At 69.6% G+C, this 23,816-nt stretch carries 20 protein-coding genes and 2 pseudogenes; 10 read left to right on the top strand and 12 right to left on the bottom strand.

Annotated elements, in window-relative coordinates; translation table 11 throughout:
• Window positions 1-2: 2 nt before the first annotated feature.
• Genes mreB through AV541_RS01610 form a run of 6 tightly spaced genes read right to left on the bottom strand, consistent with a single transcriptional unit; the run spans window position 3 to window position 6,276 of the window.
• Window positions 3-1,040 (bottom strand): rod shape-determining protein, encoded by a 1,038-nt coding sequence (gene mreB, locus AV541_RS01635; protein ID WP_011173840.1) that lies wholly within the window; start codon window positions 1,038-1,040, stop codon window positions 3-5.
• A gap of 11 nt (window positions 1,041-1,051) precedes the next feature.
• Window positions 1,052-2,776, bottom strand: coding sequence for a ribonuclease Y (gene rny, locus AV541_RS01630; protein ID WP_060384096.1), 1,725 nt, complete (start codon window positions 2,774-2,776; stop codon window positions 1,052-1,054).
• Entirely contained in the window at window positions 2,777-3,799 is a 1,023-nt protein-coding gene (recA, locus tag AV541_RS01625; protein ID WP_008633762.1) for a recombinase RecA, read from the bottom strand.
• The gene (thpR, locus tag AV541_RS01620) at window positions 3,750-4,346 is read right to left on the bottom strand and encodes an RNA 2',3'-cyclic phosphodiesterase (protein WP_008633763.1); all 597 of its coding nucleotides are present in this window, start codon (window positions 4,344-4,346) and stop codon (window positions 3,750-3,752) included. The genes recA and thpR overlap by 50 nt, the downstream gene beginning before the upstream one ends.
• On the bottom strand, window positions 4,343-5,527 hold the full coding sequence (locus AV541_RS01615; RefSeq protein ID WP_060384095.1) for a CinA family nicotinamide mononucleotide deamidase-related protein: 1,185 nt from the start codon (window positions 5,525-5,527) through the stop codon (window positions 4,343-4,345). Before AV541_RS01615 ends, thpR begins: the two co-directional genes overlap by 4 nt.
• Window positions 5,500-6,276: a YgfZ family protein gene (locus AV541_RS01610; RefSeq protein ID WP_060384094.1), complete on the bottom strand. Its 777-nt coding sequence runs from the start codon at window positions 6,274-6,276 to the stop codon at window positions 5,500-5,502. Before AV541_RS01610 ends, AV541_RS01615 begins: the two co-directional genes overlap by 28 nt.
• A gap of 38 nt (window positions 6,277-6,314) precedes the next feature.
• Here AV541_RS01610 and AV541_RS13460 point away from each other — a divergent pair.
• Window positions 6,315-7,363, top strand: a pseudogene (locus AV541_RS13460) (MFS transporter).
• 4 nt (window positions 7,364-7,367) lie between these two features.
• A complete protein-coding gene (locus tag AV541_RS01600) occupies window positions 7,368-7,994 on the top strand; it encodes an HAD family hydrolase (RefSeq protein WP_038035631.1) in 627 nt (208 codons plus the stop codon).
• On the opposite strand, the gene AV541_RS01595 is transcribed toward AV541_RS01600, so the two are convergent.
• Together AV541_RS01595 and AV541_RS01590 are read right to left on the bottom strand one after the other, a co-directional pair.
• Window positions 7,980-9,065, bottom strand: coding sequence for an enolase C-terminal domain-like protein (locus tag AV541_RS01595; protein WP_060384093.1), 1,086 nt, complete (start codon window positions 9,063-9,065; stop codon window positions 7,980-7,982). The two genes, AV541_RS01600 and AV541_RS01595, sit on opposite strands and share 15 nt — an antisense overlap.
• 17 nt (window positions 9,066-9,082) lie before the next feature.
• Window positions 9,083-9,796 (bottom strand): DEAD/DEAH box helicase family protein, encoded by a 714-nt coding sequence (locus AV541_RS01590; RefSeq protein ID WP_060384092.1) that lies wholly within the window; start codon window positions 9,794-9,796, stop codon window positions 9,083-9,085.
• 32 nt (window positions 9,797-9,828) lie between these two features.
• On the opposite strand from AV541_RS01590, the gene AV541_RS01585 reads away from it, so the two are divergent.
• Both AV541_RS01585 and AV541_RS01580 read left to right on the top strand, forming a co-directional pair.
• Entirely contained in the window at window positions 9,829-10,326 is a 498-nt protein-coding gene (locus AV541_RS01585; RefSeq protein ID WP_008633771.1) for a hypothetical protein, read from the top strand.
• A 3-nt stretch (window positions 10,327-10,329) separates the two neighbouring features.
• Entirely contained in the window at window positions 10,330-11,175 is an 846-nt protein-coding gene (locus AV541_RS01580) for a carbohydrate ABC transporter permease (RefSeq protein ID WP_060384091.1), read from the top strand.
• Here the strand turns inward: AV541_RS01580 and mltG are convergent.
• From mltG to alaS, 4 genes are read right to left on the bottom strand one after another with little or no spacing between them, the layout of a single operon-like run.
• Window positions 11,154-12,173, bottom strand: a complete 1,020-nt coding sequence (gene mltG, locus AV541_RS01575) for an endolytic transglycosylase MltG (protein WP_060384090.1) — start codon at window positions 12,171-12,173, stop codon at window positions 11,154-11,156. The two genes, AV541_RS01580 and mltG, sit on opposite strands and share 22 nt — an antisense overlap.
• Window positions 12,157-12,564 carry a Holliday junction resolvase RuvX gene (ruvX, locus tag AV541_RS01570; RefSeq protein ID WP_060384089.1) on the bottom strand — a complete coding sequence of 136 codons (408 nt, stop codon included), beginning with the start codon at window positions 12,562-12,564 and terminating at the stop codon, window positions 12,157-12,159. Before ruvX ends, mltG begins: the two co-directional genes overlap by 17 nt.
• Window positions 12,545-13,228, bottom strand: coding sequence for a hypothetical protein (locus tag AV541_RS01565; RefSeq protein WP_060384088.1), 684 nt, complete (start codon window positions 13,226-13,228; stop codon window positions 12,545-12,547). Before AV541_RS01565 ends, ruvX begins: the two co-directional genes overlap by 20 nt.
• Before the next feature lie 9 nt (window positions 13,229-13,237).
• Window positions 13,238-15,886, bottom strand: coding sequence for an alanine--tRNA ligase (alaS, locus tag AV541_RS01560; RefSeq protein WP_060384087.1), 2,649 nt, complete (start codon window positions 15,884-15,886; stop codon window positions 13,238-13,240).
• A gap of 23 nt (window positions 15,887-15,909) precedes the next feature.
• On the opposite strand from alaS, the gene AV541_RS01555 reads away from it, so the two are divergent.
• The 6 genes and pseudogenes from AV541_RS01555 to AV541_RS12965 all read left to right on the top strand — a co-directional run bounded on the left by AV541_RS01555 (window position 15,910) and on the right by AV541_RS12965 (window position 23,738).
• The gene (locus AV541_RS01555; RefSeq protein WP_008633778.1) at window positions 15,910-16,194 is read left to right on the top strand and encodes an NIPSNAP family protein; all 285 of its coding nucleotides are present in this window, start codon (window positions 15,910-15,912) and stop codon (window positions 16,192-16,194) included.
• Window positions 16,195-16,238: 44 nt separating this feature from the next.
• A complete protein-coding gene (locus AV541_RS01550) occupies window positions 16,239-17,381 on the top strand; it encodes an ABC transporter permease (RefSeq protein WP_008633780.1) in 1,143 nt (380 codons plus the stop codon).
• A gap of 17 nt (window positions 17,382-17,398) precedes the next feature.
• Window positions 17,399-18,079 (top strand): ABC transporter ATP-binding protein, encoded by a 681-nt coding sequence (locus tag AV541_RS01545; RefSeq protein ID WP_008633781.1) that lies wholly within the window; start codon window positions 17,399-17,401, stop codon window positions 18,077-18,079.
• A gap of 47 nt (window positions 18,080-18,126) precedes the next feature.
• Window positions 18,127-19,458 (top strand): FAD-dependent oxidoreductase, encoded by a 1,332-nt coding sequence (locus tag AV541_RS01540; RefSeq protein WP_060384086.1) that lies wholly within the window; start codon window positions 18,127-18,129, stop codon window positions 19,456-19,458.
• A gap of 146 nt (window positions 19,459-19,604) precedes the next feature.
• A complete protein-coding gene (gene aceA / locus AV541_RS01535) occupies window positions 19,605-20,912 on the top strand; it encodes an isocitrate lyase (protein WP_060384085.1) in 1,308 nt (435 codons plus the stop codon).
• A 71-nt stretch (window positions 20,913-20,983) separates the two neighbouring features.
• Window positions 20,984-23,738 (top strand): annotated as a pseudogene (locus AV541_RS12965) (hypothetical protein).
• Window positions 23,739-23,816: the final 78 nt, after the last annotated feature.

The raw sequence follows: 23,816 nt of genomic DNA, 5'->3' as shown, positions 1-23,816 counted from the left end.
CCTCACCTCCTCAGGACGTCGTCGGAGGAGAGGATGGTGTCCTCGAGGACGTGGAGCATCTCCAGGGCCTTCCCGGTGCCCAGGGCCACGGCCTCAATGGGGTTCTCCGCCACCACCACGGGGACGCCGGTGGCCTCCTGCAGGGCCACGTCCAGGTTCCTAAGGAGGGCCCCGCCCCCGGTGAGGAGGATGCCCCGCTCGTAGATGTCCGAGGCGAGCTCCGGGGGAGTGCTCTCCAGGACGTTCCTCACCCCCTGGAAGATCTTGCTCAAGGGCTCCTGGAGGGCCTCCACGATGTCCTCGGCGGGGATCTCGGCGGTGCGGGGAAGGCCGGTGAGGAGGTCCCGGCCCCGGACCTCGGCCACCTCCTTCTCCTCCCCGGGGAGGAGCTTGGCCCGGCCCAGCCGGATCTTGAGCTCCTCGGCGGTGCGCTCCCCGATGAGGAGGTTGTACTTCTGGCGGATGTGGAGGATGATGGCCTGGTCCATCTCGTTCCCGGCGATGCGGAGACTCTCCGAGCGCACGATCCCGCCCAAGGAGATGACGGCGATGTCCGTGGAGCCGCCCCCGATGTCCACCACCATGCTCCCCGTGGGCTCGGCCACGTTGATCCCCGCCCCGATGGCGGCCGCCAAGGGTTCCTCAATGAGGTAGACCTTGTGGGCCAGGGTGGAGACGGCCTGGACCACGGCCCGCCGCTCCACGTCCGTCACCCCGGAGGGAACCCCCACCATGATCCGCACCCGCCCCTTGAAGAGGCGGCTCATGGGGGAGAGGACCTTCTGCAGGAAGAGGAGGAGCATCTTCTCCGTGAGGGCGTAGTCGGCGATGACCCCGTCCTTGAGGGGGCGCACGGCCACGATGTTCCCGGGGGTGCGCCCAAGCATCCGGTAGGCCTCCGCCCCCACGGCCTTCACCTCCCGTTTCCCCTGGACCACGGCGATGACGGAGGGCTCCTTAAGGACGATCCCCTTCCCCCGCACGTAGATGAGGACGCTGGCCGTCCCCAGGTCAATGCCGATGTCTTCGCCTTTAAGCATAGCGCCTCACTTCACCTAGCGTACTCCACCGCCCGGGTCTCCCGCACCACGGTCACCTGGACCTGGCCCGGGTAGTTCATCTCCTTCTCAATGCGGCCCGCGATCTCCCGGGCCAGGAGGGTGGCCTTGGCATCGCTGATCTTCTCCGGCTTGACGATGACCCGCACCTCCCGGCCCGCCTGCACGGCGAAGGCCGTCTCCACCCCGGGGAAGGAGAGGGCGATGCGCTCCAGGGCCTCCAGGCGCTGGAGGTACTCCTCGAGGCTCTCCCGCCTCGCCCCGGGCCGCGCCGCCGAGAGGGCGTCGGCCGCGGCCACCAAAACGGCGTAGAGGGTTTCGGCGTTGTCGGGGTCGTGGTGGTGGGCGATGGCGTCCACCACCTCCTTGGGCTCCCCGAAGCGCCGCGCCAGGGCGATGCCGATCTCCACGTGGCTTCCCTCCACCTCCCGGTCCACGCTCTTGCCGATGTCGTGAAGGAGCCCGGCCCGCCGGGCGAGGGCGGCGTCCAGGCCGAGCTCCGCCGCCATGATCCCGGCGAGGTGGGCCACCTGGACCGAGTGCTTGAGGACGTTCTGGCCGTAGCTGGAGCGGAAGTGGAGCCGCCCCAGAAGCTGGATGAGGCCGGGCTTAAGCCCCACCACCCCGGCCTCCAAAGCCGCCTCCTCCCCCCGCTCGTAGATGAAGGTCTTCATCTCCTGCTTGGCCTTCTCCACCACCTCCTCAATGCGGCTTGGGTGGATCCGCCCGTCCTTCAAAAGCTCCTCCAAGGCCATGCGGGCGATCTCCCGGCGCACGGGGTTGAAGGAGGAGAGGAGGACGGCGTCCGGGGTGTCGTCAATGATGAGGTCCACCCCCGTCAGGGCCTCAAAGGCGCGGATGTTCCGCCCTTCCCGGCCGATGATCCGGCCCTTCATGGCGTCGGAGGGGATAGGGACCACGGTGACGGCGAGCTGGGCTGCGGTTTCCGAGGCCTGGCGCTGCATGGCCTGGGCCAGGATCTTCTGCGCCTCCCGCTTGGCCTCGAGGCGCGCCTTTTCCAGGGCGGCCCGCACCTTTTGGGCCTTCTCCTCCTCCAGCTCCTGGTCCAGGCGCTCCAGGATGAGCCTGCGGGCCTCCTCAGGGGTGAGGCCCGCCACCTCGTAAAGTTTCCGCTCCACCTCCTTAAGCCGCTCCTCCAGGGCCCTGGCCTCCGCCTTGAGCGCCTCCTCCTTGCGGACAAGCTCCGCCTCCGCCTCCTCGAGCCGCGCCGCCCTGGCGTCCAGGGCTTCGGCCCGCTTGGCGAGCCGCTCCCCTTCCCGGCGGAGCTCCTCCCGCTCAGCCTTGAGGCGCTCCCGCTCCTCCTTGAGCTCCTCCTGGAGGGACCTCAGGCGCCCCCGCTCGGCGTGAAGCTCTTCCCGCTCCGCCTTAAGGCGTTCCTCCGCTTCCTGGAGGCGCCTTTTGGCCTCGGCCTCCTGGGCCTCGGACCGCCGCTTAAGCTCCGCCTCCACCTCCTGGCGGAGGGCCTTGGCCCGGGCCTCCGCCTCCTCCCGTAGGGCCTTGGCCTCCTGGCGGGCGGCCTCCAGGATGTCCCGGGCCTCCTTGCGGGCGGCCTCGAGGGCCTCCCTGGCCTCTTCCTTGGCCGCCTCCAAAAGCTCCCGCGCCTCCCGGCCCGCCTGCTCCTCTCCCCGGCGCCTCAGGAAGAGGGCCGCCCCCAAAAGGAGGACCAGGAGCAAAAGCACCAGGTCCAGAAGGCTCATTTACTCCCCCTCTTCCTCGCTGGCGGCCAGCACCACCTCCCCAGCCCGCTCCAACACCTTGGCCCGGATCTCTTCCAAAAGCTCGGGGCGCTCCCGCAGGTACTCCGCCGCCTTCTCCTTGCCCTGGCCCAGCCGGGCCTCCCCGTAGGAGAACCAGCTCCCCGCCTTCTCAATGACGTTCGCCGCCACGGCCACGTTCACCAGGTCGGCCACCGGGTCCAGGCCCCGGCCAAAGTAGATCTCCAGCTCTGCCTCGCGGAAGGGAGGGGCGAGCTTGTTCTTCACCACCTTGACCCGCACCTTGACGCCCACGGCCTCGTTCCCCACCTTGATGGGCTGGCCGCTTTTGCGCACGTCCAGGCGCACGCTGGAGTAGAACTTGAGGGCCCGCCCCCCGGGAGTGGTCTCGGGGTTGCCGTACGTGATCCCCACCTTCTCCCGCACCTGGTTGATGAAGATGGCGGCGGTGTTGCTCTTGGCGAGCACCGCGGTGAGCTTGCGAAGGGCCTGGCTCATGAGCCGGGCCTGGAGGCCCACGTGCTGGTCCCCCATCTCCCCCTCAATCTCCGCCCGGGGGACCAAGGCGGCCACCGAGTCCACCACGATCACGTCCACCGCCCCCGAGCGGGCGAGGAGCTCCACGATCTCCAGGGCCTGCTCGCCCGTGTCGGGCTGGGAGACCAGGAGGTCCTCCACCTGGACGCCGAGGCGCTGGGCGTACAGGGGGTCCAGGGCGTGCTCCGCGTCCACGAAGGCGGCCACCCCGCCCCGCCTCTGGGCCTGGGCGATGATGGTGAGGGCGAGGGTGGTCTTGCCCCCGGACTCGGGGCCGTAGATCTCCACGATCCGCCCCCGGGGGATGCCGCCGATCCCCAGGGCGAGGTCTAGGGCGAGGGAGCCGGTGGGGATCACGTCCACCTGCTGCTTGGGCATCTCGCCCAGCCGCATCACCGCCCCCTTGCCGAACTCCTTCTCAATCGCCTTCAGGGCGTTCTCCAGGGCCTTGCGCTTGCTTTCGTCCATGCTCACCTCTCAGGGAAAACTTCTCCAAAACGGTGTACACCGGCCCCTTGGGCTTAAGCTCCGAGCGCACCAGGGCGAAGCCCTCCACCGGCCACTCCAGGCCGAAGAGGACGGGGGGCACCCGGGGCGCCGGGGCCTTCCTGCGGGCCAGGGTGATGTGGGGCTTGAAGGGCTTGTCCCAGCCAGGGATCCTCACCGCCTCCTCGCCCAGAAGCTCCTCCACCCCGGCGCGAAGCCCCTCGGCGAGGCGGAGGAAGCCTTCGGCCTCCGCCTTGGCGAACCAGACCCGGGGGGTTCCTTCGTTGGGGAAGTAGCCCGTCCCGCGAAGCCGCGCCCGGAAGGGGGCCTCGAGGCGGGCGAGCCTGTGGCCTAGGGCCAGGTAGTCGGGAAGCTCCTCCTCGGGCCGCTCGCCCAGAAAAAGGAGGGTCAGGTGGAGCTGGTGGGGAGGGACGGGCTTCCAGCCGCGAAAAGGGCGGACCTTGGTCTGGGCTTCCACCAGGGCCGCCCGGACCTCCTCGGGTAAGAAGACCGCGTAGAAGAGCCTCATGTCACAAGGAGCGCCAAGGCCGCGTAGACGCTTCTCAGGCGCACGGTCTCACGATCACCCAGGAAGCGGTAGCGCCGCACCTCCGCGCCCGCGGGGCCCGCCAGGGCCACGTAGACCGTGCCCGGGGGCTCGCCCTCCAGGGGGTCCGGCCCCGCAACCCCGGTGGTGGCCAGGGCGTAGGTAGACCCGAAGAGGGACCGCGCCGCCTCCGCCATGGCCCGGGCGGTCTCGGCGGAGACCGTCCGGGAAAGGAGGTCCTGAGGCACCCCGAAGCGGGCCTTGGCCCCTACGGAGTAGGATACCACGCCTCCCAAGTAGAAGCGGCTCGCCCCCGGCACGCGGGTGATCTCCGCCCCCAAAAGCCCCCCGGTGAGGCTTTCCATGGTGGAAAGGGTGGCCCCCTCCCGCTCCATACGCCTTTTTACCGCCTCGGCCAGGGTTATCTCCCCCTCGCCCCAGACCTCCTTGAGAAGTTTCTTCTTGATCTTCTCCGCAAGCTCCGCCACCCGGTCCTCCCGGCCCCGGACGACCACCTCCACCCCGTGGAGCTTGGGGTAGGTGCCCACCTCCACCTCTTCTTCCCGAACGAAGAGGGGGCCAAGCCGCTCCACGATCTCCGACTCCCCGATGCCCCAGGTCTTCAAGACCCTTTCGGCGTAGGGCCTTCGCGGCAGGCCCAGGCGGGGCAGGACCTCCTGCCACATGGGGCGCCACTCGGGAGGGGGCCCGGGGAGGAGGACCAGGTCCTTGCCCCCTTTGCGCACCCACCACCCGGGGGCGGTGCCCCGGGGGTTTTTGAGCCAGGTGGCGGAGGGGATCCGCATGGCCTGCTTGCGGTTGGCCTCGGGCATGGCCCGGCCCCGGGCGCGGAAGAAGGCCTCAATCTCCCCAAGCACGGCCTCGTCCAGCTCCAAAGGCTCCCCCAAGGCCAGGGCCACCGCCTCCCGGGTCACGTCGTCCGGGGTGGGGCCGAGGCCGCCGGAGAGGACCACAAGCCTGGCCCGGGCGAAGGCCTCCTCCACCTCCCGGGCCAGGGGCGCCACCTCGTCCGCCACCCTCAGGGTCCTCTCCACCTTGAGGGCGTAGGGCTTGAGGCTTCTTGCGATCTCCGCCGTGTTGGTGTCCAGGGTCTCCCCGTAAAGGAGCTCGGTGCCTACCCCGAGGATCTCTGCCCGCTCCATACCGCCTCCTTAAAGGGGAGGGCCTCCACGCGGTACCGCCCCCCGCCTCCTTCCACCTCCGCCCCCACGGGCACCTCCTTCCGCACCAAGGCGAGGCCCAGGAGGCCGAAGGGGGTTTCTAAAAGGCGCTTCGCCTCGCCCACGCGCTTTCCCTCCAGGGTGAGGGCCGCCGGGGCCTCGCCCCCCTCCAGGGCCCTCAGGCCCACGAGGCGGTAGGGCACCTCCTTTCCCTCGGTCCTGGCCATGATCTCCTGGCCCACGTAGCACCCCTTGCCGTAGTCCACCAGGTGGAGGAGGCCCACGCTCTGGGGGAGTTCCCCCCGGATGTCCGAGAGGAGGGGGAGGCCCTTGAGGAGGGTGTAGAGGGGGTAAAGCTCGGCGGGAAGCGCCCCTTCGGCCCTCTCCCCCACCTCCTCGCGGCCGTCCGCGTGGAGGAGGCGGAAGAGGGAAAGCGCCACAAGCTCCACCTGGTCAAAGACGATGTAGCGGCGGAGGCGCCTTTCCAGCCCCTCGAGGCTCCCCCACGGGGCCAAAAGGAAGCCCTCGGGATGGGGAAAAAAGGTAGCCGCTTCCTCTATCTGCCCCTTGTGGTTAAGAAAAAGGGCCCCCGCAGGCCCCTGAAGCCGCCTTAGGTCCCGGGTGCCCTGCCCCTGGAGGAAGGAGAAGGCATCGGGCCCCCGGACGAGCAAAACCCCTGGGAAGGCGAAGAAGCCTTTTCCAGATAGGGCCTTGGCCAGAAGGGCCTCCATGCCTCCCATTATTGACCAAAGAGCAAGGAATGAGGAGAATGCAGTCCGTGCGCTTTCTCGCTGGCTCCTTCCTGGCGCTTTTTCTGGTGGGGGTGATCGTGGCTCTCCCGGGGGCGGCCCTGCCCCTTTGGCGGGCGCGGTACGGGGTGGGGGAGGAGGTCTCCTTTTTCTACACCGCCCTTCTTTTGGGCCTTCTCCTGGGGGTGCGCTTGGGCCAAGAGGAAAGGCGCCATCCCCTTTTCCCCTTGGCCTTGGGCCTGGTAGGGCTCGCCTTCCTGGGCTTGGCCTGGGCCCCCACCTACACCTGGGTGGTGCCCTTGGCCTTCCTTTTGGGCCTGGGGGAAGGGGTGATGAACGTCCACGGGAATAGCCTGGTGGGGGAGCTTTACCCGGAAAGGCGGGTGGAGCTGTTAAACCGGGTAAACGTGGCCTTCGGCCTGGGGGCGGTCTTCACCCCCCTGGCCCTCACCCAGCTCCCTTACCCCCTGGTCCTCAGCCTGGTGGGGCTCATCGCCCTCGGGGCAGGGCTTCTGGTCCTGGGAGCCCCGCCTGCAGCCAGGCCACCGGGAAGGCCCCGGGGGCCCTCTGGCCCTTCCTCCTCGCCGTGGGGCTCTATACGGGCCTCGAGGGAGCGTTGGCCACCTGGAACAGGGTCTGGCTCGAGGCCCTGGGCCATGCCACGGCCCTAGGCGGTCTCCTCCTCACCCTCTACTGGCTCTTCCTCGCCTTGGGCAGGCTCCTCCTCGCAGGAAGAGTGGCCAAGGACCCCTTGAGGGCCCTCCGGGGGCTTCTCCTCGGGGTGATGGGCCTCCTCCTCTTAAACTTCCTCCCCCAGACCGCCCTCCTCTTCCCCCTCGCGGGCTTCCTCCTCGGCCCCCTCTTCTCCACCCTCTTCGCCCTGGTCCAGGCCCGCTTCGGCCACCGGGCCCTGGGCGGGCTCATGTACGCCGGGGCGGCGGGGAGCACCTTGATCCCCGGGCTTTTCGCCCTCCTGCCCGACCGGGGGATCCCCTTGGGGCTCTTCGCCCTAAGCCTCGCCCTCTACCTCCTCCTCCGGGGCGCGGAGCGGGAGGTGGTCCGTGCTTAAGTCCGTGCTTAAGGCGGTCCTCTTTGACCTGGACGGCACCCTGGCGGACACCGACCCCCTGCACCTCCTCGCCTGGCGGGAGGTCCTGGCGCCCTACGGCCTCAAGGTGGACCCCGCCTTCTACCGGGAAAGGATCTCGGGAAGGCTCAACCCCGAGATCGTGCGGGACCTCCTGGGCCTGGAAGGCGAGGAAGCGGAAAGGCTCATCGCGACCAAGGAAGCCCGCTTCCGGGAACTCGCCCAGGGGCTAAGGCCCACCCCGGGGCTTCCGGAATTTTTGGAGCGAATCAGGGAAAAGGGGCTCCTCTGGGGCGTGGTGACCAACGCCCCCAGGGAGAACGCCCGCCACGTCCTCGAGGCCCTGGGCCTGAGGCCGCCCCTCCTTGTCCTGGCGGAGGAGGTGGGCCGGGGGAAGCCCGACCCCCTTCCCTACCAACTGGCCCTAAGGCGCCTTGGGGTGGCCCCCGAGGAGGCCCTGGCCTTTGAGGACTCCCCTTCCGGGGTAAGGAGCGCCGTGGGGGCGGGGATCCCTACCTACGGCCTCCTCACGGGGCATAAGGGGGAGGCTCTTTTGCAGGCGGGAGCCAAGGGGGTTTTCCGGGACTTCCGGGAAGCCCTAAACCTCCTTTAGGGCGTACCGGGCGAAGGCCGCCTCGTCAAAGCGGCCCTCCACCAGGTCCTCCCAGTAAAGCCACCCCTCCCGGAAGGCGGGGAAGGGGAAGAAGCCGCCCTCGGCCTTGAGGTGGAAGGCGAGCTCGCAAGGCTCCGTCACCCCCTGCTGGAAGGCGAGGAGGGCGGACTGGTAGGCCCCGAAGGCGCTTTGCGCCTGGCTTCCCACCATGGCCTTTTTGCCCTTTTCCCGGGCGAGGGCGAGCATCTCCAGGGTCCAGGTGACGCCCGTGCGGGCGGGCTTGAGGTTTAGGACGTCAAAGGTGTTGAGCGCAAGCTCCCGCTTGAGGTCCTTCGGGGTCATGGCCGCGTCGTCGGCGATGAGGGGGAGGATCCCCTTCTCCCTCAAGGCCCGCCTCGCCTCCACCTCCTCCACGGGCAAGGGCTCCTCCACGTAGCGGAGGCCAAGCTCCTTCCAGGCCCAAAGGTAGCGCTCGGCCTCCTTGGGGGGAAGGGACTCGTTGGCGTCGGCGTAGAGCTCGGCCTCGGGGAAGGCCTCCTTCAGGCGGAGGATGCGGCGGGTGTCCGCCTCCAGGTCCCGCCCCACCTTCACCTTGAAGACCCTAACCCCCGCCCCGTAGGCCATGCGGGCGTCCTCCAGAACCTCTTCCTCTTTCCCCAGGCCCAGGATGTAGGCCACCCGCACCCGGTGCTTGGCGGGCTTGAGGACCTGGTAAAGCTCCTCCCCCTCGCTCCTCGCCCACGCCTCCCAGAGGGCGGTGTCCAGGGCGCCCTTGAGGCCGAAGTTAAAGGGGAAGGCCTCGAGGACCGCCCGGATCCCCTCCTGGTCGTCGGCCTCGAGGCCCAAAAGCCTGGGTCTCAGGTACTCAAGCCCCGCCCTCACGCTCCCCAGGGTCTCCCCGTAGATGGTGGGGCGGATGGCCACCTCGGCCCGGCCTATGGAGCCGTCGGAAAGCTCCACTTCCAAAAGGGCATGCTCCAAGGCGGCAAGCTCCGAGGCCTTCCCCCAGCGCAAGGGGGCCTTCAGGGGGATGCGGAAGGGGATGAGGCGCAGGTCCCGTACCGTCGGCATAGCCTCCATTCTACGCGCTAGCGAAGCCCCTCCTGGAGGAAGCGCCGCACCGCCAGGACCTCCTCCTCGGGAGAGAGGGCCTCCGTGTCCAGGACCAAGGCCCTGGGGTGGCCCTCGAGGAGGCGTAAAGGCCCCTCGGGATCATAGTTTTTCTTCTCCTCGGCCACGATCTTGAGCTTGGCGAGGACCTCCTTGAGGGGAGCAAGGGAAAGGGCCTCGGCGAGCTCCTCCTCCGTGAGGACCCCTTGGGCCAGGGCCTTAAGGCGGGCCTCCTCCTCAGGGGCGAGGCGCACCCGGTCAAAGGCATCTTGGCGGGAGAGGAGCCGCTTAAGCCGGGTGGCCTCCCGGGCGTGGAGGAGGACGAAGCGGGCCCTGGGGAGGTGCTCCAGGGCGTAGGCCACCTCCCCTTCCCCCCTCAGGCCGTCAAAGAGGAGGAGGGGCTTCGGGGGCACGTACCCCCGGGCGAGGACCTCCGCCACCCCCCCGGGGAACTCCTCCCGGAAGCGCCGGGTGAGGCGGAAGCGCTCCTCCCGGGGGATGGGAGGCTCTGCCCCGTAGCGGGGGAGGACGAAGCGGTCCACGAGCTCCCGGCGGTCGGGGAGCCGGGGAAGGCCCAGGGCCTCCACCAGGGTGCTCTTCCCCACCCCGGTGAGGCCCACGAGGACGAGGAGGGGCGCCTCCCTCGCGGGGACGAGGGAGGGCGCAGGCTCCAGGGAGAAGGCCACCTCCATGCCCCCATGCTACCTGGTAGGATGTAGGGGCTATGAAGCGGCTTTTCGCCCTCCTCGGCCTCGCCCTAGGCCTCGCCCTGGCCCAGGCCCCCGCCTACCCGGAGAACACCCTGGGCTTGGGCTACGCTCCGGACAGGGGCTTTTACCTCCAAGGAAGCGCCCTCCTGCCCTTTAGCCCCTTGGGGCTGGACACCGGCCTGGACGCCCAGGTCCTCCTTTCCCAGAGCCCTGAGGCCTACGCCCTCCTCAAGGCCAACCTCTTCCCCGGACTCGTGGTGGAGGGCCTCTTCGCCTCGGTGGGCCTGGGCCTGGACCTCCGCTACCCCTTTGGGGCCCACCTCGGCCCCCTCGCCAGCCTGGAGCTTCCCGGCGGAGCCCTCTCCTTAGGCCTCGGCCTCGGCTACCAGGCGGGGGCGGGCCTCCATCTGGCCTGGGGCGCGGGGTTCAGGCTCTACCTGGAGCCTCTGGCCCTCGAGGTTTCCGCCTCGGACCGCTACCCCTTCCTCCTTTCCCTCCTCTACCTCTGGTAGCCCGTGCGGAAGAAGCTTCCCCTCCTCCTCTTCTCCCTGCCGGCCCTCCTCCCCCTCCTCCTCTTCGTCCTCTACCCCTTCCTGGAGGTGGTCCGGTTCTCCACCTGGGACTGGTCGGGGCTTTCCGAGCCCAAGCCCATCGGCCTCAAAAACTACCAGGACCTCCTGCGGGACCCCGCCTTCTGGGGGAGCCTATGGGTGACCCTCAAGTTCATGCTTCTGGCCCTCCCCCTCTTCGTGCTCCTCTCCATCGGGCTGGCGGTGGCCCTGGAGGGGGCCCCCTACGAGCGCTTCGCCAAGGGCCTCCTCTTCCTGCCGGGCCTGGTCACCTTGGGCGGGGCCACCCTTTCTTGGTACACCCTCTTCACCCCGGAGTACGGGGCCTTGGCCCAGTTCCTCCCCATCCCTCCCTGGGACCGGGAAGGGTTTTGGGCTTTGGTGATGGTGGTGGTCTTCACTCTCTGGCGCCACCTGGGCTACGGGGTCCTGGTGGCCTCGGCCAGGCTCAAGGCCATCCCCAAGACCCTTCTGGAAGCCGCCTACGTGGACGGGGCGGGGCCCTTTGAGGCCTTCCGCTACGTGGTCCTCCCCCTGATGCGGCCGGCGGTGGCCTTCCTCCTGGTGGTGGGCACCATCCTCTCCTTGCAGTCCTACTCCGCGGTCTTCCTCCTCACCCGGGGCGGGCCCTACGGGGCCACGCGGGTTCTCGGCTACTACCTCTACGAGGCGGGGTTTGAGAACTTCCGCCTGGGGTACGCGGCGGCCATCACCGTGGTCCTCCTCGTCCTCACCCTCCTCTTCGCCTACGCCCAGCTCCGGCTCCTCCGTCACGGGGACGGGGAGGCGTAGCGGTATCGGGCAAGGTCCCGGAGGTGGCCTGCAAAATCAACGTTGAGGAAGAGCTTTCCCTGGGCATGGAAGAAGTAAAGGTAGGGGCGGCCCCTTTCGTCGGTACGCACCGGATTGAGGACGGCGAGGAGGGCCCTCTGCCCGGGGTTGGCGATGGGCCCCGGGGGTAGGCCAGCGTAGCGGTAGGTGTTGTAGGGGGAGTCCACGGCGAAATCCCCATCGGGCCGGGAAAGCTCGGGAAGCCTTTTCCCCAGGGCGTAAGCCACGGTGGGGTCGGCCTGGAGGGGCATACCCCGCTCCAGGCGGTTCAGGAAGACCCCGGCGATATAAGGCATTTCCTCGGGGCCTCCCGCCTCCTTTTCCACGATGGAGGCCAGGGTGACCCAGGCGTGGACGGAAAGCCCCCGCTCCTCTAGAAGCCTCTGCACCGGGGGGGTGAGCTCCGCCTCAAAGCGGCGGAGCATGGCCCGCACCACCTCCTCGGGGGTGGCGAGGAGGTCAAAGGTGTAGGTGGCGGGGAAGAGGTAGCCCTCCAGGGTCTGCGCCTCCACGTAGGGGGGCTTCAGGGCCCCCGGGCGTTCCACGAGCCTGAGGAAGCCCTCCCCGTCAAGCCCCGCCTGGGAGAGCCTCCGGGCGTAGTCCACCGCCCTCTCCCCCTCGGGGAAGGTGAGGGTGACGCTTAGGGGCTTCACGCCCCCGGTGAGGGCCCGGGCCAGGCGGAAGGCCCCCTCGCCCTTCAGGCGGTAGACCCCGGGGACGAGGCGCTTCGCCCGGCCCGAGAAGCGGAGGTAGGCGGAAAAAGCGTGGCCCGAGCGCAGAAGCCCCGCCTCCTCCAAAATCCTCGCCACCTCCGCCCCCGTGGCCCCCCGGGGAATGCGCACCACAGCTTCCTTACCCGTGGGGCCGAGAAGCCAGAGGGCGTAAAGGAGAAGGAGAAGAAAGGTGAGGAAAAGGGCCACCACCCCACGCCGAAGCCAGTTCCTAGATCCCTCGGGCAAGGTAGTCCTCCAGAAGCACCACGGCCGCGAGCTCGTCCAGCTTCCCCTTGTCCCGGCGAAGCCGCTTGGGAGCGTGCTTGAGGCGTTCCTGGGCGAGCTTGGTGGTGAAGCGCTCGTCCCATAGCTCCACCTCCACCCCCCTTGCCTTCAAGGCCTCCACCAGGGGGAGGACCCTCTTGGCCTGGGCGCTCTCCTTGAGGTCGGTGCGCAAGGGGAGGCCCACCACGAGCTTTCCCAAACCCTCCCGCCGCACGAAGTCCAGGAGGGCCTCCACGTCCTCCTCCAGGGTCCTGCGCACCAGGTACCCCCGGCCCGAGGCCAGGGGCACCCCCTCCTCCCCCACGGCGAGGCCGATCCGGGCCTCTCCCACGTCAAGCGCGCCCACCCGCATAGGCCACGCTCCGGTCGGCAAAAGCGACCCCCAGGTAAAGGAGGCCCACGCCCAAGGCCCGCCCCACCTCCTCGAGGCCCGCCACCCCGAAGCGGTTTAGGGCGCTGGTGGAGGCGAGGACCAGGGTAGCGAGGAGGATGAGGGCCGTGCCCCGGGCCCGCAAGGGGTTTTGGCGCCGGAAGAGGAGGGTGGTGTAAAGGGCCACCCCGGCCATGAGGGCCGTGCCCAGGAGGTTGAAGGGGATGGTCCAGAGCCTGGGCGAGGTGAGGCTAGGCGGGGGAAAGGCCGCCCCCAGGGGGGCGTAGGGCTCGGGGAGGCGGGCGAAGTCCAGGGGAGCGGAGGCCACCAGGTAAAGGCCCCAAAGGAAGAGGGGGCTTAGGGCGAGGAGGAGCCCCCGGGCCGCCCTGGGCTTGAGGAGGGCGAGGCTTCCTAAGCCCAAAAAGGTCACCCCGTGCATCGCCCCGGTGAGGTACCAGAGGCGGTAGAGGAAGGGGCTCCAGCCCCCCTGGAGTCGGGCGAGGAGCTCGGCGGAGACCGCCAGGGCGAAAAAGAAGAGGCCGAGGCTGTAGAGGGCGTTGGGCAGGGAAGGCCTCCTCCGAAACCGCCCGAAGGTGAGGGCGAAGAGGGCCCAGGAGAGGGCCGTGGCCAAGAGGCCGAGGACCATGCCCCCATTCTAGGGGAGGAGGCCGGGGAGGGCCTCCCGGGCCTTCTTGGGGTCCAGGCCGCCCCCTTGGGCCAGGGCCCCCTTGCCCCCGCCCCGGCCCCCGGCCTTTTCCGCAAGGGCCCGGAAGAGGGCCCCCGCCTCGAGGCCCATTCCCTGGGCCTTCGGGGAGAGCTTCAGCACCGCCTGCCCCCCCGAGAGCACCAAGGCCACGTCCGCCCCCCGGGCCACCAGGTCGTCCGCCGCCTGGCGGAGGGCCTTGGCGTCCAAGCCGGGAAGCTCCGCCACCGTCCACCTGAGCCCCCCCTTCTCCTCCAGGGAAGCCCCCCCGCCGCCCCCCAAGGCCGCCTGGACCAGGCGGGCCTTGAGGCGTTCCACCTCCCGCTCCTTCTCCTTGAGCTCGGCAAGGAGCTTCTCCAGCCTTTCCTCCAGAGCGGCCTCCCCCACCTCGAGGCGCTCGGCGAGGGCCTTCAGGCGGTTCAGGCTCCCGCGGGCGAAGCGGATGGCCTCCTCCCCCGTCACCGCCTCTATGCGGCGCACCCCGGCGGAGACCGCCTCCTCGCTCCGGATGAGGAAGGCCCCGATCTCCCCGGTGCGGCGCACATGGCACCCGCCGCAAAGCTCCTTGGACTCGAGGCCCGGAAGCGGGCTTCCCTCCACCCGCACCACCCGGACCACCTCCCCGTACTTCTCCCCAAAGAGGGCCATGGCCCCCTCCTTCCTCGCCTCCTCCAGGGGCATGTAGCGCCAGGTCACGGGGAAGTCGGCCATGATCCAGCGGTTCACCAAAAGCTCCACCCGCTCAAGCTCCTCAGGCTTCAAGGGCTCGGGGTGGGTGAAGTCAAAGCGGAGCCTATCTGGGGCCACCAGGCTTCCCGCCTGGCGCACGTGGGGGCCGAGGACCGCCCTGAGGGCGGCGTGCAGGAGGTGGGTGGCGGTGTGGTTCCTCTCGGTGTCCCGCCGCTTGGGGTCCACCACCGCCCGCACCCTTTCCCCTACCCTCAGCACCCCTTCCTCCACCCGGGCCTTATGGAGGAAGATCCCCCGCTCCGTCTTCTTCGTGGTCTCCACCCGGGCCCGGCCCCCTGGCCACTCCAAGAAGCCGAAGTCTCCGATCTGGCCGCCTCCCTCGGCGTAGAAGGGGGTCTTGTCCAGGACCACCTGGACCTCGGTGCCGGGGCCCGCCTCCAAAAGGCTTTGGTCCCCGGCCAGGAGGGCCAGGACCTCGGCCTCGGCCTCGAGGGCGTTGTACCCCAAAAACTCCGTGGCCCCCCGCTCGGCGTAGAGCTCCTCCAGGACCTGGGCGCCCTTCTTGAAGATCTCCCGCTCAAAGGCCATGGCGGCCCGGGAGCGGCTTTGCTGCTCCTCCATGGCCTTCTGAAAGCCCTCCGTGTCCACGCCATAGCCCCTTTCCGCGGCGATCTCCACGGTGAGGTCCAGGGGGAAGCCGTAGGTGTCGTAGAGCCTGAAGGCCTCCTTCCCGGGAAGGACCTCCCCGGGCTTGAGGCCGGAGAGGAGGGCGTCCAGGCGCTTGAGGCCCCCCTCCAGGGTCTCCAGGAAGCGCTCCTCCTCGAGGCGGATCTGCTTCTCCACCGCGGGCAGGTTCTCCCGCATCTCCGGGTAGAAGTCCCCGAGGAGCTCGGCCACCAGGGGGGCGAGCCTGTGCAGGAAGGGGTCGGAAAGCCCCAGGAGGTAGCCGTGGCGCAGGGCCCGGCGGAGGAGGCGGCGGATCACGTAGCCCCGGCCGGTGTTGGAGAAGGTGGCCCCGTCGGAAAGGGCCGCCACCACGGCCCGGACGTGGTCGGCGATCACCCGGTGGCTCACGCTCGTCTTCCCCTCGTAGGGCCTGCCGCTCATCCGGGCCACTTCCTGGATGAGGGGGAAGAAAGTGTCCGTGCGGTAGAAGTCCTCCACGTCCTGGAGGATGGCCGCCACCCGGTAGAGGCCCATGCCCGTGTCAATGTTCTTCTGGGGCAGGGGCTTGAGGATCCCGGGCCCGGGGATGGGCCCCTGGCGGTCGTACTGGGTGAAGACCAGGTTCCAGATCTCCACGAACCGGTCCCCGCTTCCCGTGTTGGGGCCGGTCTCGTCGGGAGTGCCGTAGGCCGGGCCCCGGTCGTAGAAGATCTCCGAGCAGGGGCCAGAAGGCCCGTTCGGCCCGTGGGTGATGGCCCCGCCCGGCCAGTAGTTCTCGTCTTCGCCGAAGCGGCCGATTTTTTCCTCGGGGACCCCCACCAGGTCGCGCCAGATCTCGTAGGCCTCGTCGTCGTCCTCAAAGACCGTGACCCAGAGGCGCCCGGGGTCAAGCTTGAGGTGCTCGGTGAGGAACTCCCAGGCCCAGAGGATGGCCTCCTTCTTGAAGTAGTCCCCGAAGGAGAAGTTGCCCAGCATCTCAAAGTAGGTGTTGTGCCGGCTGGTGCGGCCCACGTTCTCTATGTCCCCCACCCTCAGGCACTCCTGGCAGGTGGTGACCCTGCGCCACTCCCTGCCCCCGAAGATGGGCTTCGCCCCCAGGAAGTAAGGCTTTAGGGGGGCCATCCCCGCGGAGGTGAAGAGGAGGGAGGGGTCGTCCTCGGGGATGAGGCTGAAGGAGGGGAGGCGCAAATGCCCCTTGCCCTCAAAGAAAGAGAGGAACTTCTCGCGGATCTCCGCCGTGCGCATGGATTTGATTATAGGCGCTTACAATGGGCCCCATGAAGGTCCAGATGCGCCGCTACACCCTGAAGGAGGGGGCCAAGGAGGCCTTCCAAAGGGTCTTCCTGGAAACCATCGTTCCCCTGAGGCAGGCCCTGGGCTTTAGGATCCTCGGGGCCTACTGGCTTTCCGAGCGGGAGTTCCTCTGGTTCGTGGCCCACGAGGACTTTGAGGAGGCGGAGAGAGCTTATTACGCCCATCCCGAGAGGCAGAAGGTAAACCCCAGCGCCTTCCTGGAGGAGGTGGAAACCCGCTTCGTGGAACGCCTTCTGTAGGCCAGGCCACGCCCCCGGCCCCGCCTTGGGGTAGCCTCGGGGGGATGGAGCTTTTCCTCCTCGTCCTCCGCAACCTCCTGGCCCGGCCCGTCCGGAGCCTCCTCACCCTGCTCGGGGTCCTGGTGGCCACGGCGAGCATGGTCCTCTTCCTCTCCTTCGGGGAGGGCCTTAGGCGGGCCCTCTTCCAGGAGCTCTCCCGGGTGGGCCCCGCCATCCAGGTGGTGCCAGAAGGGGCGGAGGGCTTCGTCTTCGGCGCCCTCCCCGAGATCCCCCCCGAGACGCTGAAGGCCCTGGAGGAAGCGGGGAAAGCCCTGGGGGTGCGGGCTTTGGTCCCCACCCTCTTCCTGGCCCGGGGCGGGTTTGACCCGGCGACGAGCTTCTTCTTCCAGGGCCTCCCCCAAGGGGTAGGGCCAGACCTCCTCTACCCTGGGGTGAAGGCCAAGGAGGGCCGCCTGAGGCCCACCGAAGGGGGGGCGGTGGTGGGGGGCAAGGTGGCCAAGCGGAGCCAGCTCTCCCTGGGAAGCCCCTTAAGGCTGTCCCCCCAGGTGAGCCTTAAGGTGGTGGGCATCCTGGAGGAAAGCGGGGGCCTGGCCGACAACCTGATCTTCGTCCCCCTCGCCCCCCTGCAGCGGGTCTTGGGCACCGAGAACTTCAGCGCCATCCTGGTGGCCCTGAACCCGGGGCAGAAAGCGGAGGCGGTGGCCCGGGCCCTGGAGGAAGCCGTCCCCGGCCTTAAGGCCCAGACCACGGGGGACGTGATGCGGTTTGCGGAGCGGGCCTTGCGGATCAGCGACCTGGTGCGCTTCGGCATCAGCCTGGTGGCCCTGGTGGTGGGCGGGCTTCTCGTGGCCAACACGGTGATGATGTCCGTGTACGAGCGCACCCGGGAATTCGGGGTCATGCGGGCCCTGGGGGCCAGGCGGGGGTTCATCTTCCGCCTGGTGGTGCTGGAAGCCCTCCTCCTCGCCCTCCTGGGAGGGACCCTGGGCCTGGCCCTGGGGGGCGCCGTGTCCTTTGCCATCAACCTCTACACCCTGGACCAGGTGGGCCTGGCCCTCTCCGCCGTGACCCCCCGCCTCTCCCTCTTCGCTCTCCTGGTGGCCCTCCTCCTGGGGCTTGTGGCCGGCCTCCTGCCCGCCTACCACGCCAGCCGCATCCCGGTGGTGGAGGCCCTGGGGCGGGTATAGCCCAACAAGGAGGCCCGATGCTGCGTGCCGAACACCTCAGCAAGCGCTACCGCCAGGGAGAGAAGGAGGTGGTGGCCCTCCTAGGCTTTACCTACGCCTTCCCCAAAGGGGCCACCGCGGTGGTGGGCCCCTCGGGAAGCGGCAAGACCACCCTCTTGAACCTCCTGGCGGGCTTTGACCTGCCCAGCGAAGGCGGGGTTTACCTGGACAACCTCCCCCTACACCAGCTCCCCGAGGACGAGCGGGCCCGGGTTCGCCTGGAATACATGGGCTTCGTCTTCCAGCAGTGGAACCTGATCCCCACCCTCACCGCCTGGGAGAACGTGGCCTTTCCCCTCCTCCTGGTGGGGCGGCCGCGCAAGGAAAGGCAGGAGCGGGCCTTCGCCCTCCTGGAGCGGGTGGGGCTCGCCCACCGCCTCCACCACCTACCCAGCCGCCTCTCGGGAGGGGAGCAGCAACGGGTGGCCCTGGCCCGGGCTTTGGCCTTGGACCCCCCGGTCCTCTTTGCCGATGAGCCCACGGGAAACCTGGATGCGGAAAGCCGCGAGCAGGTGGCAACCCTCCTCTTTGAGGCGGGGAAAGAGCGGACCCTCATCCTGGTCACCCACGACCTGGAGCTCGCCCGAAGGGCGGGACACATCCTCCACCTGAAGGGTGGGCGGCTCGTGCGGGAGGAAACCCCCAAGGCCAAGGGCTAAGGCCTCTGGGACATTCCGCCCACCCCTTCTGTGGCAGAATACCCCCCATGGGCAAGCGGATGGTGGTCGTGGGCGGGGTGGCGGGCGGCGCCTCCGCCGCCGCCAAGGCCAAGCGGGAAAACCCCGAGCTGGAGGTGGTGGTCTACGAGAAGTCGGGGTGGGTTTCCTACGGGGCCTGCGGCCTGCCCTACGTGCTTTCCGGGGAGATCCCCCGCCTGGAAAGGCTGGTGGCCCGCACCCCCGAGGAGTTCCGGAAGCAGGGGGTTCTGGTCCACACCCGCCACGAGGTGGTGGACGTGGACTACGAGCTCCGCACCCTGACGGTGCACGACCACGCTGAGGGAAGGACCTTCCAGGACCGGTTTGACCACCTGGTCCTGGCCACGGGGGCGCGGCCCAGCCTCCCCCCCATCCCCGGCACGGAGCAGGAAGGGGTCTACACCCTGAGGACCATGGAGGACGGGGAAAGGCTCCTGAAGGCCCTCCCCCAAGCCCGGCGGGCCGCCATCCTGGGGGCGGGGTACATCGGCCTCGAGGTGGCGGAGGCCTTCCGCAAGCGGGGCCTGGAGGTGACCCTCCTGGAGGCCAAGGAGCGCCCCCTCCCCCACTGGGACCCGGAGGTGGGCGCCCTCCTCAAGAAGGAGCTGGAGCGGCACGGGGTGGAGGTCTGGACCGGGGTGAAGGTGGAGGCCTTCCGGGGCATGGGCCGGGTGGAGGCGGTGGAGACCTCGGAAGGCGTGGTGCCCGCCGACTTGGTCCTCCTCGCCACGGGGATCCGGCCCAACACCGAGCTCGCCCAGGCCATGGGGGTGGCCTTGGGCCCCACCGGGGCCATCGCCACCGACGAAAGGATGCGCACCAACCTGGAAGGGGTCTACGCCGCCGGGGACGTGGCGGAAAGCTTCCACCAGGTCCTCAAGCGCCCCTACTGGCTTCCCTTGGGGGACGTGGCCAACAAGCACGGCCGCACCGCGGGAAGCGTCATCGCCGGCAGGGAGGCCCGCTTTCTGGGCGTGGTGGGCACGGCCATCTTCAAGGCCTTCGGCCTGGCCGTGGCCACCACCGGGCTTTCCCTGGAGACGGCCCTCAAGGAGGGCTACCGGGCCAAGAAGGTCTTCATCCAGAGCCGGGATGGGGCCCACTACTACCCGGGAAGCGGGCCCCTCTGGGTGGAGCTCGTCTACGAGGAGGGGACGGGGAGGCTTTTGGGCGGCGCGGTGGTGGCCTATGGGCACGGGGCCCTGCGCATAGACGTCCTCGCCGCCCTCCTCCACCGGGAGGGGAGCGTGGAGGACCTTTTGGCCCTGGACCTGGCCTACGCCCCGCCCTTTAGCCCCGTCTGGGACCCCCTCCTCATCGCCGCCCAGCAGGCCCGCTAAGCGCCCCGTGGGGCCAAACCGGGGTGGGGGCGCTTATCCGGTGTAAACCCGGGCGAAGCACACCAAAAGGCCGTGTCAAGCCCGGGCGGCTACACCCTACACCGGAAGCGCTTCCCCCCCGAAACTGGGTCCCGGGAGGTGAAGGAATGGAAGGGCTGACCCCCGAGATGCAAAGGGAAGCGGAGGCGCTCCGCCGGGAGTGGGAGACAAACCCGAGGTGGAAGGGCGTCCGGCGGGACTACCGCCCCGAGGACGTGGTGCGCTTAAGGCCCAGCGTGATGGTGGAGTACACCCTGGCCAAGCGAGGGGCGGAGAAACTCTGGAAGCTCCTCCACGAAAGGCCCTACGTGCACACCTTCGGGGCCTACACCGGGGCCATGGCGGTGGAGATGGTGCGGGCCGGGCTGGAGGCCATCTACCTCTCCGGCTGGCAGGTGGCCGCCGACGCCAACCTGGCCTGGCAGACCTACCCCGACCAGTCCCTCTATCCCTACAACTCCGTGCCCCAGATCGTGAAGCGCATCAACAACGCCCTCATGCGGGCCGACCAGGTGGAGCGGATTGAAGGCCGGGTGACCCGGGACTGGTACGTGCCCATCGTGGCCGACGCCGAGGCGGGCTTCGGCGGGGCCCTCAACGTCTTTGAGCTCACCAAAGCCATGATCGAGGCGGGGGCCGCCGGGATCCACTACGAGGACCAGCTCGCCAGCGAGAAGAAGTGCGGCCACCTGGGCGGCAAGGTCCTGGTGCCCACTTCCCAGCACATCCGCACCCTCCAGGCGGCCAGGCTCGCCGCGGACGTGATGGGCGTGCCCACGGTGATCATCGCCCGCACCGACGCCGAGGCCGCCACCCTCATCACCAGCGACATCGACGAGCGGGACAAGCCCTTTATCGTCTCCGACGAACGCACTCCCGAGGGCTTCTACCGCTTCAAGAACGGGATTGAGGCCGGCATCGCCCGGGCCCTGGCCTACGCCCCCTACGCCGACGTGATCTGGATGGAGACCTCCAAGCCCGACCTGGAGGAGGCCCGGAAGTTCGCCGAGGCGGTGAAGAAGGAGTTCCCCGACAAGCTCCTCGCCTACAACCTCTCCCCCTCCTTCAACTGGAAGAAGTTCCTGGACGACGAGACCATCGCCAAGTTCAACCGGGAGCTCGGGGCGATGGGGTACAAGTTCCAGTTCATCACCCTGGCGGGCTGGCACGCCCTGAACTACCACATCTGGGAGCTGGCCAAGGGCTACAAGGAGCGGGGCATGCCCGCCTTCGTGGAGCTCCAGCAGAAGGAGTTCGCCGCACAGAAGGAGGGCTTCACCGCCGTCAAGCACCAGCGGGAGGTGGGGGCCGGCTACTTTGACGAGGTGGTCCTGGCCCTGACCCAGGGGCAGGCCTCCACCCTGGCCCTCAAGGGCTCCACGGAGGAGGCCCAGTTCAACGAGCCCGTCCACTGAGGTAGCGGTGTGCAAAAAGGCCGGGGTGTGCCCGGCCTTTTTTGCACCGGCCTGGTAGAGTGTAAGAAGGAATGGATAAGGCCGCTACACCCTGGCTGCGCTACCTGGAGGAGCTCCGCCCCCACCTCCAAGGCCGGGACCACCGGGGGAGGAAGGGCTCCCTGCGCTGGCTCGAGGCCCTCATGGCCGAGCGCGGGGGGCGGGCGGGCACGGTGCGCAACATCCTCTACAAGGACCTGGGAAGCCCCGAGGAAAAAGAGCGCCTTTACCGCATCCTGGCCGACCTCTACCGGGAGGCGGGCCTGAAGCCCCCGCCGCCCCCGGCGGAGCTCTTCCTGAAGAGCGCCCGTAAGGTCCTGGGGCGGGACAAGCGCCGCATCTTCCGCCACTTCCTCCGGGAGCTGGAGGCGGGCCGGAGGCCCCAGGTGGTGGTGGTGGGCGGGGCGGCCACGGGCAAGGGGGTCCTCCTCTCCGCCCTGCGCCAGGCCCTCGCCGCCTTCCCCGGAAAGACCCCCTTCGTCCTCAACCTGGGCGGGGAGCTCGCCCAGGCCCTCATCCCCCTGGCGGAGGCGCTTGGGGTGGAGGCGGAAACCCTCCTCTCCCAGCTTTCCCCCACCCAGCCCTACATCCTCCAAGGCGCTCTCCAGCAGGAGTTCCTCGCCGCCTTAGCCCAGGCCCTGAACCGGGCAGGCCGCCCCCTCCTCCTCCGGGCCGAGGCCCAAGGGACCCTGGAGGGCCTCCCCTTGCGGGGGCCGGACGGGGGGCAGCGGGGCCTCTCCGCCTGGCTTGAGCCCTTCTTGCGGAGCCTGGAAATCCCCTACCTCGCCGCCCTCACCGAGCCGCCCCCCACCCTCCCCTACCAGCCCCTCTCCCCCCGAGCCGGGAGGAGGCCCGCCGCTTCGTCCGGGAAAGGCTCCCCCACCTGCCTCCGGAGCGCCTCGAGGCCCTGGTGAACCAGGCGGGGCGGAACTTCGGGGAGCTTTCCCGCCTCGTCCTCCTGGAGGCGGCCAAGCACGACCCCAAGACCCCCCTCCAGGACGACCCGGCCCTAAGGCCCATCCTCGAGGCCCTGGCCGCCTTCAGCCCCGAGGCGGACCCCGCCTTCCCCGCGGCCCTCCTGGAAAGGGCCTTGAACCGCCCCCTAGAGCGCCTCTCCCAGGCGGAGAAGGCCCTCTTGGAGTGGGTGGGGGACGGGCTCGTCCGCCCCTCCCTGCGAAGCCTCCTGCCCCAGGAGGCCCCGCGGGAGCTCCACCGCCTCGCCCTGGAGTTCTTCCCCCGGGAGAACCTCTTCCGCCGCCTCTACCACGCCCGCAAGGCCGGGGAGCGGCGGATCCTTCTGGACCTCCTCACCGAGGACCCCGCCCGCCTCGCCCTCCTGCCGGGCCTCTGGCAGGAGGCCCGGTCCTGGCCTAAGGAGGACCGGGAGGCGTTGGCCGCCGCCTTGGTGCGCTACCGGGCCGTCTTGGGCCAGTACGCCCACCCCGAGGTGGAGGAGGCCCTCGCCCTCTTGGCCCAGGCCGAGGACCCAAGGCTTCGGGCCTCGGCCCGCATCAAGGCCGCCGAGGCCAAGGCCGACGCCGGCCTCTACAAGGAGGCGGAGGCCCTTCTGCCCCCGGAGGAGGAGTTCCCCCTCCTGGACGAAACGGCCCGGGCGGAGGGTCTTCTGGTGCGGGCCGCGGTGGAGCGGTGGAAGGGGGACTACGAAAAGGCGGCCCGCTACGCCGAGCGGGCGGCCGAGCTCTCCGTGGCCCCCTTCCTCAAGGACCGGGTCCAGCTCTGGCGGGGGCTTGTGGCCAAGGACCTGGGGCGGTACGAGGAGGCCCTCACCGCCCTCGCCCAGGTGGGGCATGACCCCCTCCTCCTGGGCCGGGCCCGTTACCAGATGGGCGACCTCCTCATGCGCCTGGGAAGCCCGGAGGCCAGGGCCCGGATGGAGGAGGGGCTCAAGGCCCTGGAAGAGGCCGGGGCCCCCCAGGACGAGGTGGCCCGGGTCCGGGCCCGGTACGCCACCCTCCTGAGGCGCCTCGGCCTCTACCCCGAGGCCGAGGCCGCCATAGGGAAGGCCCTGGAGGAGGCCCAGGACCCTTTCACCTGCGCCCGGGTGGAGAGCGAGGCGGGCATCCTGCAAGCGGCCCAGGGCCGTCCCCTGGAGGCCCTGGCCCTCCTCGCCCGGGCAGAGGCCTACTTCCGCACCACGGGGGAGAGGCCTAAGGAGGCCCGTTACCGCCACCTCCGCACCCTCTTCCGCCTGGCGGCGGCCTACCTCCTCCTGGAGACCGGCACCCCATACCGCCCGCCCCTCCTCGGGGGCCTCGAGGCCCCCGAGGCCGAACGGCTCCTCTGGGACCTCCTCGCCAAGATCCCCGAGGAGGCCACCGACCGGTACACCGCCTTGCGCCTGGACGCGGAAAGCCTCCTCGCCCTCCTCCTCCCCCCCAAGGAGGCCCGGGAAAGGCTCCGCCCCTTCCTCGGCCTCGCCAACCCCTACCTCCGGGCCCAGGCCCGCCTGGGCTACGCCGAGGCCCTCCTCAGGGAGGGGGCTTACGGGGAGGCCCTGGCCCAGACGGTGGCCCTCCCCCCCTCTTGGACCCCGGGCTCAAGGCCCAGGCCAAGGCCACGGAGGTCCTCGCCCTCCTCGCCCTGGGGGAGGAGGAGGCCGCCTGGCAGAAGCTCGGGGAGGCGAAGCGAAGCGCCCTCCCGAAGCCCTTCCGCCTCCAGCTGGGAAGGGCCGTGGGCCGGGCCCACCCGGGCCTCGCCGCCCGCCTGCCCCCCACCCCCCTCGCCCCCCCCGAGGCCCTGGGCCTCCACCTGGCCAATCCCGACTAAATCACTAGACTTTCTCGGCGCCAGGGGCTATACTGCTTGTTGCGAACGGGTCGCGATAAGACCCGTCTGAGGAGGATG

It is taken from the genome of Thermus parvatiensis, from assembly GCF_001535545.1.
Lineage (GTDB): Bacteria > Deinococcota > Deinococci > Deinococcales > Thermaceae > Thermus > Thermus parvatiensis.
This window is presented reverse-complemented; position numbering and strand designations above follow the sequence as displayed.